Here is a 15162-nt window from a genome sequence, read left to right on the forward strand (position 1 = left end):
GCATCACCCGAAGCTGGCTAACGTTGTATGCTCAGCCGCGATTTCCTACTTAGTGAAGAAAGGGTTGTAACGATTTGCTAGTTGCTAGTTGCTAGTTGCTAGTTGCTAGTTGCCAATATATTGTGTCCTAATTAAATTTTTCCGCTTAAAGTAATGTATATTATTTTTTTCTTCTAGATAGTGCGCCACTCTAAACCACTCAAAGCCTAAAGAAAACCTCCTTTCTTTATTGATAAAAATAGAGGCTGGTGAAAATAGTAGCTTTTTATCAAAATATTTTTCATTCAACCTTGCAAAGTAGTCTTCAGCATCCCTTATTGATGTCGTTGCCAAACTACGTAGCTTTGTCATTTGATCAAATATACCTTCAAAGTACCCATCAATTACTCGATTTAGATCAATCTTGTCTTTTTCTAGTAGCTCTTGCTTGAAGTCTGGATCAAGCTTTTTAAGTAACAATTTTTTATCACTTCTTTTTAAAGAAGATATTACTAATGGAATATGAAAGCCGCTAGTTACATCTTTCCCATTGACTCCTAAGGAAGGAAATTGAAATGTTAATCTATTTATAGGTAACAGTTTGTGCTGACACAAATTTCTCAGATTGCAACTTAACAAGTAACTTTGATTCTCATTAAAAACTTTTTCTCTCTCAAGAAGAAAGCTATCAACTAATGATTCATCTATTTCATTTAAAATCGAAAATTTACTATTCTCATAATAAAAGCGATCTAAAACTAATTTTCCAATATTCAAAATACTTAAATACGATACATTTAACTTAGTCCGTATTCTTTGATTTTCAATATATGCATATACTTCAGAAAACTGTGAGAACTCTTGAGAAAACTGAACTTCCGAAAGTAGCGATTTAAAAGTTATAAACTCTTCAACAAAAACATCGAATAAATTTTCTATCTCTAACTTTCTTGATAATGTCTTATATCTTTTTAAACACTCATCAGCGTCTTGGTCCGTTAAATAACTCTGCTGAAATTTAGGGCTATCATTTTCCATTAAACAATACTCAATATAATTTTCCATTCATTATTCTCTTCTGCATTGTTAAACACCCGAACCAAGAGCTTAGCCTATGGAACCTTCTACTTTCGAGTTACTGTCACTTTTGGTTGATTACTATTGCGGTAATCAAAGCTCACTACATATACGCCTTTTGCAGCGGGTTTAAAGCTGAAATAATTGTAGATGGTATTACAGTCGGCATTGGCGGCTTGGCCTAGAACCAATGATTGCCCTGCTGGGTCCATATCACTGTAACCACAATTATAGCCTTCACTAAAATCAGCATCCGCTACTTTGAATTCATAAACCTTACCAGGTGTTGAAAACTTAACGTCGGTTTGGAATATGCCCGGTGCAACTTGCTCTAATTGATACTGAGGCTCCGCATCCCACAAGGTAAAATCACCACGTAAATACATAGTACGGTCAAGCTCTTTACTTGGCAGAATATCGTCAATGCTTGGCATTTGCATTTGGCTAGAACAGGCTGTTAATAAGCCTGCTAATGCTAAAGTAATTACACGTTTCATTACTGTTCCTTATGCTACAAAAAAGCCAGCACTGAGCTGGCTTTTATTAATTGGCTACTGCTTACTTCTGAAGTACAGAAATATCAGCAATATCTAAAAACAGACGACTTAGTTGGCTTAACAATGCTAAACGGTTTTGTTTAACCGCTTCGTCATCTGCCATTACCATAACGTTATCGAAGAAGTTATCAACACTCTCACGGATACCCGCAAGTTGTGACAATGCTTCTTGGTAATCGCCATTTGCATATAAAGGTGCAAGCTCAGTTGCAAACTTAGCAACGTGTGATGCTAATACTTTCTCTGCATCATCGCTTAATAGGCTCTCATTCACATCACCTTGTGTTGTGATGTCATTTTTAGCCAAGATATTGCTTACACGTTTATTTGCTGCTGCAAGCGCTTCTGCTGCGTCTAATGTACGGAAGTGACTTACCGCTTTAACACGGCGGTCGAAATCAACTGGTTTAGTTGGACGACGAGCTAGCACAGCTTGAATGACATCAACTTCGATACCTTCATCTTGATACCATGCGCGGAAACGACCTAACATAAACTCAAACACATCTGTTGATACATTTAGGTTTGTTAGCTTTTCACCGAATAACGTTTGTGACTTAGCAACAAGGTCTAAGATATCTAGCGGTAATGATTTTTCAACCATAATGCGTAATGCACCAATTGCTGCACGGCGAAGTGCAAATGGGTCTTTGTCGCCTTTTGGCGCTTGACCAATACCAAAAATACCCACCAGCGTATCAAACTTATCAGCAATTGCGACCGCACAGCTGATCACATTTGTTGGTAAGTTATCGCCCGCGAAGCGAGGCATATATTGTTCATTTTGCGCTAGTGCAACTTCTTCAGCTTCACCGTCGTGACGAGCGTAATGCATACCCATTACACCTTGTACGTCGGTAAACTCCATAACCATTTCGGTCATTAAGTCTGTTTTACTTAATAAACCTGCTCGCTTAGCCAGCTCGGCATCGGCACCTAATTGCTCAGCAATGTAACCGGCAAGTTCACTAATACGCTCAGATTTATCTTTCAGCGTACCAAGTTGCTTTTGGAATAAAACGGTATCTAGCGATTCTAAACGGCTCTCTAGCGTTTTCTTCTTATCGGTTTCGTAGAAGAACTGTGCATCAGCTAAACGAGGACGAACAACTTTTTCGTTACCGGCAATTACCACGCTTGGATCTTTACTTTCAATATTAGAAACAAATAGGAACTTGTTAAGTAAGTTGCCATCTTGGTCTAATAACGGGAAGTACTTTTGGTCGTCCTTCATGGTATAGATAAGCGCTTCTGAAGGAACATCTAAGAATGCTTCTTCGAATGTTGCTGTCAACGTTACTGGCCATTCAACCAAGGATGTTACTTCTTCAAGTAAGTCTTCATCCATCGCTACTTTTGCATTTACAGCGCTAGCTGCTGCTTCAATTTGTTCGCGAATTTGTGCTTTACGCGCTTCGAAGTCAGCGACAACGTAAGCAGATTTCAGCACATCAAACACATCATCAGCGTGGTTGATTGTTACTTTTTCTGGATGATGGAAACGGTGGCCTTGTAATTGGTTGCCAACTTGCTTACCAAGTATTTCGCCTTCGATCAGCGTGCTACCAAATAAAATAGTCGCTGTGTGCACTGGGCGAATAAATTGTGTTTTATTTGCCCCCCAACGCATTGGTTTAGGGATAGGTAATTTAGCAAGTGCTTTGTTTACTGCATCACTCATAAGCGATGTAGTTGCTTGACCTTCAACCTGTGCTTTATGTAATAACCAAGCGCCTTTATCTGTTTCTAGTGTTTGTGCATCGCTTACATCGATACCACAACCACGCGCCCAACCCATTGCTGCTTTAGTTGGATTACCATCGGCATCAAAAGCGGCTGCAACTGCAGGACCACGCTTTTCTACAACCTTGTCACTTTGTTTTGCTTCAAGTGCAGTAACACGTAAGCCTAAACGACGTGGTGATGCGTACCAGTTAACGCCTTGATGATTTAATTCTAAGCTTGCAAGCTCAGCTGCTAAGTTCTCAGCAAACGACTCAGCAAGTTTACGAAGTGCTTTCGGTGGCAACTCTTCAGTGCCAATTTCTACTAATAAATTTTCTGCTGACATGCTAATTCTTAATCCTTACAAAGCGGGAAACCAAGAGCTTCACGGGCATCATAGTAACTTTGCGCACATGCTTTAGATAAAGCACGAACACGTAAGATATAACGTTGACGTTCTGTTACTGAGATAGCGTGACGAGCGTCTAATAAGTTAAACGCATGTGATGCTTTCATTACTTGCTCATAAGCTGGTAATGGTAAGCCTGCTTCAATTAGCTTTTCGCTTTCTTTTTCACAGTGATCGAACTGTGCAAATAAGAACTCAACATCCGCTTGTTCGAAGTTATAAGCTGACTGCTCTACTTCATTTTGATGGAATACATCACCATATGTCACACGGCCCATAGGACCGTCTGCCCATACTAGGTCATAGATACTATCTACGCCCTGAATATACATTGCTAAACGCTCAAGACCATAAGTGATTTCACCGGTTACTGGTGAGCACTCTAAGCCACCTACTTGCTGGAAGTAAGTGAACTGAGTTACTTCCATGCCGTTTAACCAAATTTCCCAACCTAGACCCCAAGCACCTAATGTAGGCGACTCCCAGTTGTCTTCTACGAAGCGAACTTCATCAGTTAGCGTATCGATACCAACAGCAGCTAAAGAGCCTAAATAAAGCTCCTGGATGTTTTCTGGTGATGGTTTTAATACTACTTGGAATTGGTAGTAATGCTGTAAACGGTTCGGGTTTTCACCATAACGACCATCAGTTGGACGGCGGCATGGTTGAACATACGCGCTCGACATTGGCTCTGGGCCAATCGACTTTAAGAAAGTTAACGGATGAAATGTCCCTGCTCCCACTTCCATATCAAGTGGTTGAGCAATCACACAGCCTTGCTGTGCCCAATAGTCCTGTAAAGCCAGGATCAAACCTTGAAAGGTTTTAACGTCATATTTTTGCATATTTGGCTTATAGTATCTGGTGCGTTTAGTCTGAAAATTGCTCTCAGTATACCTTGTGTGCAGTAAGGTTTTAAGCAGTTTGTGCTTTTTCAGCAATAAAAAAAGGAGCCTGTAGGCTCCTTTTTAATTCTTAATTTAGCGTTATACGTCTAGGTTAACTACACGTAGCGCATTCGTTTCGATGAAGTCACGACGCGGCTCAACTTGGTCACCCATTAGAGTCGCGAACAATTGGTCTGCCGCTACGGCATCTTCAATTGTTACTTTCAACATACGACGAGCATCTGGGTCCATAGTGGTTTCCCAAAGCTGATCAGGGTTCATCTCACCGAGTCCTTTATAGCGTTGGATATAAAGGCCGCGTTTCGATTCATTGATTAACCACTCTAATGCATCCACAAAGTTATCAACAGCAAGAGTTTTCTCACCGCGTTGAACATATGCCCCTTCTTCAAGTAAGTTAGCAATGTTTACGCCTGTCGCTGCAATGCGTTTGTAGTCACGCGATGTGATGAAGTCATGGTTTAGTACATGTGCTTTATCCACACCATGTTGACGAATATTCACAACAGGATAATACATGTTGCGCTCAGTATCGTGCTCAGTGCCCGCATGGAAGATAGTTGCATCTTCATCACGTGCAATTAAGTCGTCAACTAGCGTGTTAGTCCACTCTTTAACTTTTGCTTCATCTGCTAAATCAGCTTCAGTAATTTCGCTTTGATAAATTAAACGTTCCATAACCGAGTTTGGATATTTACGTTTTAAGCGCTCAATCACTTTAACTGTATTTTGATAGTCGTGAACTATTCTTTCTAGTTCTTCACCTTCAAGTGCAGATGCACCTTCGCTTGTATAAAGTGCTGCATTGTTTAATGCTAATGATGTTAAGTAATCAACAAGCGCTGGGTCATCTTTAATGTAGCGTTCTTGCTTACCTTTTTTCACTTTATAAAGTGGTGGTTGCGCAATATAGATAAAGCCTTTTTCTACAATCTCTGGCATTTGACGGTAGAAGAAAGTCAGTAGTAAGGTACGAATGTGAGAACCATCCACGTCCGCATCGGTCATGATAATGATACGATGATAACGTAGCTTTTCTGGGTCATATTCATCACGACCAATACCACAGCCTAATGCAGTGATTAGAGTTGCTACTTCTTGAGAAGAAAGCATCTTATCAAAGCGCGCTTTTTCAACGTTAAGAATCTTACCTTTAAGTGGCAAAATTGCTTGGTTTTTACGGTTACGACCCTGCTTAGCTGAACCACCTGCAGAGTCACCCTCCACTATGTATAGTTCAGAAAGTGCTGGATCTTTTTCTTGGCAGTCTGCCAATTTACCTGGTAAACCAGCTAAATCCATTGCACCTTTACGGCGTGTCATTTCACGTGCTTTGCGTGCTGCTTCACGAGCTCGTGCTGCATCAATAATTTTGCCAACAACTGTTTTAGCATCAACAGGGTTTTCTAATAAGAACTCTGTTAGTTTTTCTGCCATTGCTTGTTCTACAGCAGACTTAACTTCACTTGATACTAGTTTGTCTTTCGTTTGTGATGAGAACTTAGGATCAGGTACTTTAACACTTACAACCGCAGTTAAGCCTTCACGAGCATCATCACCCGTCGCATTGCTTGTTGTTTTCGCTTTTTTGTTAAAGCCTTCTTTTTCCATGTAGTTATTTAGCGTACGCGTTAATGCAGCTCTAAAGCCAGCTAAGTGCGTACCACCATCACGTTGTGGAATGTTGTTTGTGAAGCAGTAAATGCTTTCTTGGAAACCATCGTTCCACTGCATTGAAACTTCTACACTAATACCGTCTTCTTCACGCTCATGGGTAAAGTGGAAAACACTTTTATGTACAGGTGTTTTGTTACGGTTTAGATATTCTACGAATGCTTGGATACCACCGTCATATTTGAAGTGGTCATTCTTAGATTCTTCGCGCTCATCAGTAAGAATAATACTTACACCAGAGTTTAAGAACGAAAGCTCACGCAAACGTTTTGCTAAGATATCGTAGTGGAAGTTAAGGTCACTGAATGTTTCACCACTTGGCCAGAAACGTAATTCAGTACCTGTGTCTGTTGCGTCACCAATTATAGCTAATGGCGCATCTGGTACACCCATAGTATATGTTTGTTGGTGAATTTTGCCTTCACGACGAATAGTCAGTTGTAGCTTTTCAGATAGTGCATTTACTACTGAAACACCTACACCGTGTAAGCCACCTGATACTTTATATGAGTTATCATCAAACTTACCACCAGCGTGAAGTACCGTCATGATAACTTCAGCCGCAGAAACACCTTCTTCTTCGTGAATAGAGGTAGGAATACCACGACCGTTATCTCTTACAGAGACTGAACCGTCTAAGTGAATCGTTACAAAAATATCATCACAATGACCAGCTAAGGCTTCATCGATAGAGTTATCAACAACCTCAAACACCATATGGTGAAGGCCTGTACCGTCATCGGTGTCCCCTATATACATTCCTGGACGCTTTCTTACTGCGTCTAATCCTTTAAGTACTTTAATACTCGACGAATCGTAATTCTCAGACATGGTTAATCCCACTTATCTTGTTATTAGGTTGCCATGTTTCACGTGGAACATTTTTAGTTCTCGTTGCATGGGTTCCACCACAGCAGAAATACTTTCAGATAAAATTGATGAGATAAAAAGTTGCGAATCGCAATGAGTCAAAAGCTGACCCACTTTCTCTTTTGTATCTTCACCCAGTTCTGAAGGTAAGTCATCTATTAGCAATATAGATTGCTTATCTGTTTCTGACTCAATTAAGCTATTTTGCGTTACTTTTAACGCATAAAGCAAGAGCTTCAATTGACCGCGAGAAAAGGTATTTTCTACACTGTTACCAGAAACACTAAAACTAAAATCAGCTTTATGCGGACCTTTACTTGTGAAACCTTGTTTGGCATCACGTTCAAAGCTTTGCTCAAGCGCCTCTGAGAGCGTTTCACTCTCTTTCCAGCCCGCATGAAAGTTAATTTCTAAATCGCTTACAAGCGTTAATTCTGCACACATTTTATCAAAAAACTGCTGCTTAAACCTACTTATATACGCGATTCTTAGATTATTTATTTGTTCAGCTAGTCTAACAAATTCTTTATCCCAAAACTTGATCTGTTCAAAATAATCTCTAGGTTTACTTTTTAATAAAGCATTACGTTGTTTTAGTACTTTATTAAAAGACTGCCACAAGTAAAAAAAGTCATGTTCCACGTGGAACAATCCTAAATCGAGAAATTTTCTACGCTCTTTTGGGCCACCAAAAAACAACGAATAGCTTTCTGGAGTAATAACTTGCACCGGCACTAGTTGAGCTAATTCAGAGATTTTACGGCTCGTTTTTCCCTGAATCTTTAAAGACGTTTCACCCGCTTGGTTTTTGCTTATACCAATCGGAATAGACAAATCATGCAGCGCTTTGCGCCCATGAATCACAAACTTGTCTTGTTGATGCTGAATGATATTTTTATGTTTGGCGGTACGAAATGATTTACCGTGAGAAAGGAAATATATCGCCTCAAGGAGGCTGGTTTTTCCGCTGCCATTTTCGCCATAGATAATGTTTATGCCATTAACCGGCTCAATTGTCAGCGCCTCAATATTCCGAAAATTATTGAGGCTTAAATGACTTAAACTCATATAAGCTTATAGGCGCATCGGCATTACAACGTACATAGCTTCTTCGTCACCTGCACCTTCAATTAGCGCACTGCTATTAGAGTCTGCAAGCGTAAAGGTTACATCTTCTGTTTTTAATGTATTAAGTACATCAAGCACATAAGAAACGTTAAAGCCAATTTCAAGTTCGCCGCCCTGGTACATTACCTCAACAACCTCTTCAGCTTGTTCTTGCTCAGGGTTGTTAGCAGTAATTTTTAATAAACCTTCAGATAGGTTTAATCGTACACCACGGAATTTTTCATTCGATAAAATAGACACACGTTGGAAAGCACTACGAAGCCATTCACGGTTAGCAGTAATCACTTTATCACCACCACGTGGCAATACACGACGATAGTCAGGGAAACGACCATCCACCAGCTTGCTGGTAAACGTAAACTCAGTATCAATAATACGAATATGGTTAGCACCAAATTGAATAGTAACTAGCTCATCATCAGCCACCATTAGGCGCATAATTTCTTGTACACCTTTACGTGGAATAATTAACTGACGTTGTGTATTTAAAGACTGTGGTAATTGCTTTTGTGCAATTGCCAAACGGTGGCCATCTGTAGCCACTGTTTTGATATCTGCGTTATCAACTTCAAATGACATACCGTTTAAATAATAACGTACATCTTGATTCGCCATAGAAAAGTGCGTGCTTTCTAAAAGTTTACGCAATTCTAAACGCGTTAGTTGAAATTCAACTTCACCATCCCACTGCTCAAGATTCGGAAAATCTTCAGCGGCCAGCGTAGTTAAAGAAAAACGGCTTTTACCACTTGTTAGTAGTAACTGATGATCTTGGCTACTTAACGTAAGGTCTGAGCCATCAGGTAAACTTTTACAAATATCGAGTAACTTTTTAGCTGGTAAAGTAAGTTGCGTATCTGTGGTATCTTCACCGACAAACACACTCGCCACTAACTCAATTTCAAGATCAGTACCCGTCATCGAAAGTTGTCCGTTTTCAACAACTAACAGTACGTTCGATAAAATCGGTAAAGTGTGCTTACGCTCAATCGCACCAGACACTTGAACTAAAGGTTTTAAAAATTGCTCTCTTGATATTGTTATTTGCATAATAAAGTCGGCCTTAAGATGACAAGGTTCTTATTAAGTTTTGATAATCTTCTTTCACTTCATGGCTTTCGTCACGGAGTGATTTAACTTTACGACAAGCGTGTAATACAGTTGTGTGATCACGGCCGCCAAAGGCGTCACCAATCTCAGGTAAACTGTGATTTGTAAGTTCTTTTGATAATGCCATGGCCACTTGACGTGGTCTTGCTACTGAACGGCTACGACGTTTAGAGAGTAAATCTGACACACGAATACGGTAATACTCAGCAACAGTGCGTTGAATATTATCTATCGTTACCAGTTTATCTTGCAGCGCAAGTAAGTCACGTAGCGCTTCTTTTACAAAGTCGATTGAAATCGGACGACCAGTAAAGTTTGCATTAGCAATAACGCGGTTTAACGCCCCTTCTAATTCACGCACATTTGAGCGTAATTTTTTCGCGATAAAAAAGGCAACTTCGTGAGGTAAATTAATTTTACTTTGCTGCGCTTTTTTCATCAAAATAGCAACGCGCGTTTCAAGCTCTGGCGGCTCAATAGCAATGGTTAAGCCCCAACCAAAACGTGATTTAAGGCGATCTTCAACCCCTTCAATCTCTTTTGGATAGCGGTCTGAAGTTAAGATAATCTGTTGATTTCCTTCAAGTAAAGCGTTGAAGGTATGAAAGAACTCTTCTTGTGAGCGTTCTTTATTAGCGAAAAATTGAATGTCATCGATCATCAATGCATCAACACTTCGGTAATAACGTTTAAATTCTTCGATGGCATTATTTTGAAGCGCTTTAACCATGTCTTGCACAAATCGCTCTGAGTGCATATAAACAATTTTCGCGTCTGGCTTATTAGCCATAATACCGTTACCAACAGCGTGCAATAAGTGAGTTTTACCCAAGCCAGTACCACCATATATAAATACAGGGTTAAATGCAGAACCTGGGTTATCTGCAACTTGAGTCGCTGCAGCTTTTGCTAATTGGTTTGATTTACCTTCAACAAAGCTATCAAAGGTGTAATTTTCTTTAATGTTTGATTTATAGCCTGATTTTGGTGCAGGTTCGACCGCTGCTTTTTCAGGTTTTGGCTGTTGCTTTTCAGCAGTTTGTTGTGGAACAGATGCGCTTGTTTCTGCTGCAGCCGGTGCTGATGCCACTTGGGCATTTAAAATAGGTTTACTACCAACATCAAAACGTAATTCAGGTGCTTCATCACCACAAATTTCAACGAGTAGTTCATTAATACGGTTTAAATACTTTTCTCTCACCCAATCCAAAACAAAACGGTTAGGTGCATATATAGTCAACGTATCTTCGGTACTTTCTGCTTGAAGTGGTCTTACCCACATACTGAATTGCTGTGAAGGCAATTCATCTTGCAATACATATAAACAACTTTGCCAAACCGACAGATACACAGTTAAACTCCCAGAGATTTAATTTTTATTCCCGTTCATCTTTAATGATGGAAAATCAAACATTTATTGCTAATCTTTGACCAACTTTCTTGGCCCAGACCGACTATTATGAAGGTACTTTATCCACAAGTACAAGATTGATTTTTATGAAAAATATGATCTCAGCAACATAAAAGAATAAAACACTGATTTTTAAGAAAATTATTTTTTAAGCTCGAACAGTGATCATAACAAATTTGCAGCCAGATCGCGATCAAATTCTACGATCGAATTGGCTTTTCCCAAGCTTTTATTCACTTTTTATACAGAGGCTGTGGAAAACTTCTTATTTATGATGATCCTATATGATCAGGTAAAAGGATCCTTTATAATTACGGCCTCTGCAGCGTTTTAATGATTGACTTTTGTTGTCTTCATCTATAATATCTCGCGCTCGCAATGGCACCTGTGCCAGGATCGCGACCTGCATAGGATGTTTTAACCTTAACCGATCGGATGGAATTGTTATGAAAAGAACTTTTCAACCTAGCGTTTTAAAACGCAAACGTACACACGGTTTCCGTGCTCGTATGGCAACAGCAAATGGCCGTAAAGTATTAGCTCGTCGTCGTGCTAAAGGCCGTAAAGTTCTTTCTGCTTAATATATAAGTGGAAGACTTTAGCTTCAGCAGGGAGTTACGTCTGTTAACTCCCTCGCATTACTCTCGAATCTTTAATGAACCAGCACGCGCTGCGACTCCTTTCTTTACCCTATTAGCTAAACGCAATGACCAAACTAATCCTCGATTAGGTCTTACGGTCGCAAAAAAACGCGTTAAAAAAGCCTGTCAACGTAATCGAATTAAACGACTTGCTCGCGAAAGTTTCCGTTTAAATCAACATAAACTCGATAACATTGATATTGTGCTTATGGTTAAAAGTGGTATTGATGAACAGTCAAACGAAGAGCTGACAAAGCAACTAAATAAATTGTGGCGAAAAATTAACGAACGCTGCAAGCCTGGTGCACCTAAACCACCACCATTTAAAAAACGCCCGAATAAATCAGCTAAATCTAATAAACAAGCCTGATAGCAATAGAATTACAGGCTTAATTAAGGTATCTTTAGTTCACCTTTTAATCATGCATTTAAAATTCTACGATGGGAATTTAAATTCATGGTATCCATTGACTAAATTAACGCAGGGGCAGACACATCATGAGGTTAATTAAACCACTTGTTGCTATTCCAAAGCGCTGTTTAGTCATGCTAATACGCGGCTATCAAAAATGGATAAGCCCACTATTAGGCCCGCATTGTCGTTTTAATCCAACCTGCTCTAGTTACGCTATTCAAGCAATTAATTTGCATGGAAGTGTAAAAGGCAGTTGGTTAGCTGTTAAACGCATATTAAAATGCCACCCTTTACATGCTGGTGGGGATGATCCCGTACCGGCAAAAAATCATATTAACCACCAACACGAGAAATAAGAGCTGTTATGGAATCGCAACGCACGTTTTTATTAATCGGCTTGATGCTTGTGTCGTTTTTATTATTTCAAGAATGGAATAACGACTACAACGCACCAAAGGCTGATCCAAGTGCCACAACACAAACACTAGGCGCAACAACACCAGAATCTGATGACTTTATTCCAGCATCATCTGACGGTGAAGTTCCAGCTGTAACGACAGCAAAGCGCTCAGTTATCGATGTAACAACTGACGTATTCACTGTTAAAATTGACACCCGTGGTGGTGACATCATTGAAACAGACTTACTTCAGTACGAAGAAGAAAAAGGCAGTAACACACCTTACATGCTATTAGGTGAGTTCGATGGTAAGCAATACTTCTCGCAAAGTGGCTTAATTGGTTTAAATGGTCCTGACGCAACTGTTGCTGGTCGCCCTGTTTATAAAACCACACAAAAAGCATTCACTTTAACGGGTGATGAGCTACGTGTACCACTTGAGTTTACTGACAGTAAAGGTGTGACCTTTACTAAAACTTATATCTTCAAAAAAGGCGACTACGCTGTAGATTTAGAGTACACAGTAAACAACGTAACAGCTGATCCAATTCAAGTTCAGTTATACACGCAAGTAAAACGCACAGTACAAGAAAAAGGTAGCTTAGTAGATCAAAACTACTTAGGTGCAGCATTTGGTACTGAAGAAGAGCCATACGAAAAGTACAGCTTCTCAGACATGGCTGATAAAAACCTTAACATCACTACAGCTGGCGGCTACATTGCATTTATCCAACACTACTTTGTAAGTGCATGGGTACCTCAGCAAGACCAACAAAATACCCTTTACAGCAAATTAGTTGCTGGTAATGCGGCAATTATTGGTACTAAAGGTGAAGCAGTTAACGTACAAGCTGGTACGCAAGCAACACTTAGCTCAACTTATTACATGGGCCCGAAAGAGTCTGACGTACTAGAAGCAATTCACCCAGACTTAGACCTAACTGTAGACTACGGTTGGTTATGGTTTATTTCACAACCATTATTCGTACTACTTAAGTGGTTACACAGCATCCTAGGTAACTGGGGTCTAGCTATCATTGCAATCACGGTTATCGTTAAAACGGCAATGTACCCGCTTACTAAAGCACAATACACGTCAATGGCGAAGATGCGTGCCTTACAACCTAAAATGGCTGCACTAAAAGAGAAGTATGGTGATGACCGTCAAAAATTCGGTCAAGCTATGATGGAAATGTACCGCAAAGAAAAAGTGAACCCTATGGGTGGCTGTTTCCCGCTGTTACTACAAATGCCAATCTTCTTAGCGTTATTCTACGTATTCTTAGAATCAACTGAGCTACGTCATGCTGAATTCGTTTTATGGTTAAATGATTTATCAGCAATGGACCCATACTACGTATTACCGGTTTTATTTGGTTTAAGTATGTTCATCACTCAAAAGCTGCAACCTATGACGGTTACTGACCCTATGCAGCAAAAAATGATGACCTTTATGCCAGTAGTATTCTCTATTTTCTTCTTATGGTTCCCATCTGGCCTAGTACTTTACTGGTTAGTATCGAACCTTATCTCAATCGCTCAGATGCTAATCATCTACCGCGGTATGGAGAAAAAAGGTATTAAGGTAAGAGGCTAAACTCTTAACCCATTAAAAAAGGCGCTAACTGCGCCTTTTTTAATGCCTGAAAAAAGCTAACCGAGAATAGGAGAATAAACTTGATTAGGCACACTGCGTTCAGTAAAGCTCAAACTCGTTGTTAGTAACGAAGCAACCACCAAGCCGATTGCAACCACCCCAGATAAACCAAGCCACTTTACAGCCGTTGATTTACGCTTAACCCTAAGCCAACTCATATAGATGCCAGCAGCGCTTACAAAGCTCATCAATGCACCAAATAGCCCCCAAATAAGCTTGGTACCAATGCCTGCAAAGTTACCAAAGTGCAGCGGATCAGCGGTGTCTTTAATGCGTGGAAGCAGGTTTAGTTCTTCCCCTTTTTGTATGCCAAGAACTTCACCGGAGCTTGGTTTTAAATAAACCCGGTTAGCACGCAGGCGCAGTAAAATATCATCGTTATAACCACGCACTTCTATAGGCTGATCCGCTTTATTAGGATAACGAATATAGCGAATATCAAGGCTAGGAAATGCCTGTTTAGCGGCTTCATAAGCTGTAGCTAAACTAATTGGCGATAAACCCTTGCGAGGGCTTTGTTTCTTAAACTCACTCACAGCTGGTGGACTAGAGACATAGTGAGGTACCTTCGCGGTTTGCAGCCCATGTTCTACCAGATACCAAATCCCTGTGATGGCCATCACAGCAATAAACCATAAACTCCAAAGCCCTAACAGCTTATGCCAATCAGACCAACTACTACGTTTATCAAGACTAAGCGCAGCAGGCTTTTTCATAAAGCCTTGCCACCAGCGCCGATACACATAAAAACTCGAAACCAATAAAATAACGAGTAAAATACTCAAACTGGTGACGATTAATTTACCCGTCCAGCCCATCGATAAGTTCATATGCCAGTTACGTAAAAACCGCGATATCCGCGCCCACTCTCCTTCACCGAGTAAGCGACCCGTTGCAGCATCTAAATATACAAAGCGAAATGAATCACCGACTTTAAGAGCCGCTTCAATGGCAAGGTAATCTTGCTTATGACGTTGGATATAAAGTAATTGAGCTTGCGGATAATGCTGATTAAGGGTGTTTTCGATAGCTAGGTAGTTAGTAGAGGCAGAAGAAGTTAATGCACGGTACTTAGCGTCTGTTAAGTACTCGAGTTCATGACTTAACGTAGCGAGTGTTCCCGATACGCAGGTAACAAAAAGCAGGACTCCAACAAAGAGTCCTGCCCAAGAATGTAAGTTAAACCAACTTTTAGCGTTCAC

13 protein-coding genes are annotated in these 15162 nt (G+C 40.1%); 4 read left to right on the forward strand and 9 right to left on the reverse strand.

Features of this window, described 5'->3' with window-relative positions:
- Nucleotides 1-105: 105 nt before the first annotated feature.
- The 8 genes from CWC02_RS13160 to dnaA form a co-directional block, all read right to left on the reverse strand.
- Entirely contained in the window at nucleotides 106-1044 is a 939-nt protein-coding gene (locus CWC02_RS13160) for a hypothetical protein (RefSeq protein WP_138618660.1), read from the reverse strand.
- Between the two features lie 59 nt (nucleotides 1045-1103).
- Nucleotides 1104-1553, reverse strand: coding sequence for an early set domain-containing protein (locus CWC02_RS13165; protein WP_054554787.1), 450 nt, complete (start codon nucleotides 1551-1553; stop codon nucleotides 1104-1106).
- A gap of 61 nt (nucleotides 1554-1614) precedes the next feature.
- On the reverse strand, nucleotides 1615-3684 hold the full coding sequence (glyS, locus tag CWC02_RS13170; protein WP_138618662.1) for a glycine--tRNA ligase subunit beta: 2070 nt from the start codon (nucleotides 3682-3684) through the stop codon (nucleotides 1615-1617).
- Between the two features lie 8 nt (nucleotides 3685-3692).
- Nucleotides 3693-4592, reverse strand: a complete 900-nt coding sequence (glyQ, locus tag CWC02_RS13175; RefSeq protein ID WP_054554789.1) for a glycine--tRNA ligase subunit alpha — start codon at nucleotides 4590-4592, stop codon at nucleotides 3693-3695.
- Between the two features lie 141 nt (nucleotides 4593-4733).
- Nucleotides 4734-7160, reverse strand: coding sequence for a DNA topoisomerase (ATP-hydrolyzing) subunit B (gene gyrB, locus CWC02_RS13180; RefSeq protein ID WP_054554790.1), 2427 nt, complete (start codon nucleotides 7158-7160; stop codon nucleotides 4734-4736).
- Between the two features lie 12 nt (nucleotides 7161-7172).
- Nucleotides 7173-8267: a DNA replication/repair protein RecF gene (recF, locus tag CWC02_RS13185; protein WP_138602147.1), complete on the reverse strand. Its 1095-nt coding sequence runs from the start codon at nucleotides 8265-8267 to the stop codon at nucleotides 7173-7175.
- A 6-nt stretch (nucleotides 8268-8273) separates the two neighbouring features.
- Nucleotides 8274-9377, reverse strand: a complete 1104-nt coding sequence (gene dnaN / locus CWC02_RS13190) for a DNA polymerase III subunit beta (protein ID WP_054563760.1) — start codon at nucleotides 9375-9377, stop codon at nucleotides 8274-8276.
- Nucleotides 9378-9390: 13 nt separating this feature from the next.
- The gene (gene dnaA / locus CWC02_RS13195) at nucleotides 9391-10788 is read right to left on the reverse strand and encodes a chromosomal replication initiator protein DnaA (protein WP_058583674.1); all 1398 of its coding nucleotides are present in this window, start codon (nucleotides 10786-10788) and stop codon (nucleotides 9391-9393) included.
- A 506-nt stretch (nucleotides 10789-11294) separates the two neighbouring features.
- Here dnaA and rpmH point away from each other — a divergent pair.
- The 4 genes from rpmH to yidC all read left to right on the forward strand — a co-directional run bounded on the left by rpmH (nucleotide 11295) and on the right by yidC (nucleotide 13900).
- A complete protein-coding gene (rpmH, locus tag CWC02_RS13200) occupies nucleotides 11295-11429 on the forward strand; it encodes a 50S ribosomal protein L34 (RefSeq protein ID WP_008488847.1) in 135 nt (44 codons plus the stop codon).
- Between the two features lie 7 nt (nucleotides 11430-11436).
- The gene (rnpA, locus tag CWC02_RS13205; protein WP_058583673.1) at nucleotides 11437-11859 is read left to right on the forward strand and encodes a ribonuclease P protein component; all 423 of its coding nucleotides are present in this window, start codon (nucleotides 11437-11439) and stop codon (nucleotides 11857-11859) included.
- Nucleotides 11860-11987: 128 nt separating this feature from the next.
- Nucleotides 11988-12260, forward strand: a complete 273-nt coding sequence (yidD, locus tag CWC02_RS13210) for a membrane protein insertion efficiency factor YidD (RefSeq protein WP_138618664.1) — start codon at nucleotides 11988-11990, stop codon at nucleotides 12258-12260.
- Between the two features lie 8 nt (nucleotides 12261-12268).
- On the forward strand, nucleotides 12269-13900 hold the full coding sequence (yidC, locus tag CWC02_RS13215; protein WP_138618666.1) for a membrane protein insertase YidC: 1632 nt from the start codon (nucleotides 12269-12271) through the stop codon (nucleotides 13898-13900).
- A 56-nt stretch (nucleotides 13901-13956) separates the two neighbouring features.
- On the opposite strand, the gene CWC02_RS13220 is transcribed toward yidC, so the two are convergent.
- Entirely contained in the window at nucleotides 13957-15162 is a 1206-nt protein-coding gene (locus CWC02_RS13220) for a PepSY-associated TM helix domain-containing protein (RefSeq protein ID WP_138618668.1), read from the reverse strand.

The organism is Pseudoalteromonas sp. S2721 (genome assembly GCF_005887425.1).
GTDB classification, from domain to species: Bacteria; Pseudomonadota; Gammaproteobacteria; order Enterobacterales; family Alteromonadaceae; genus Pseudoalteromonas; species Pseudoalteromonas simplex.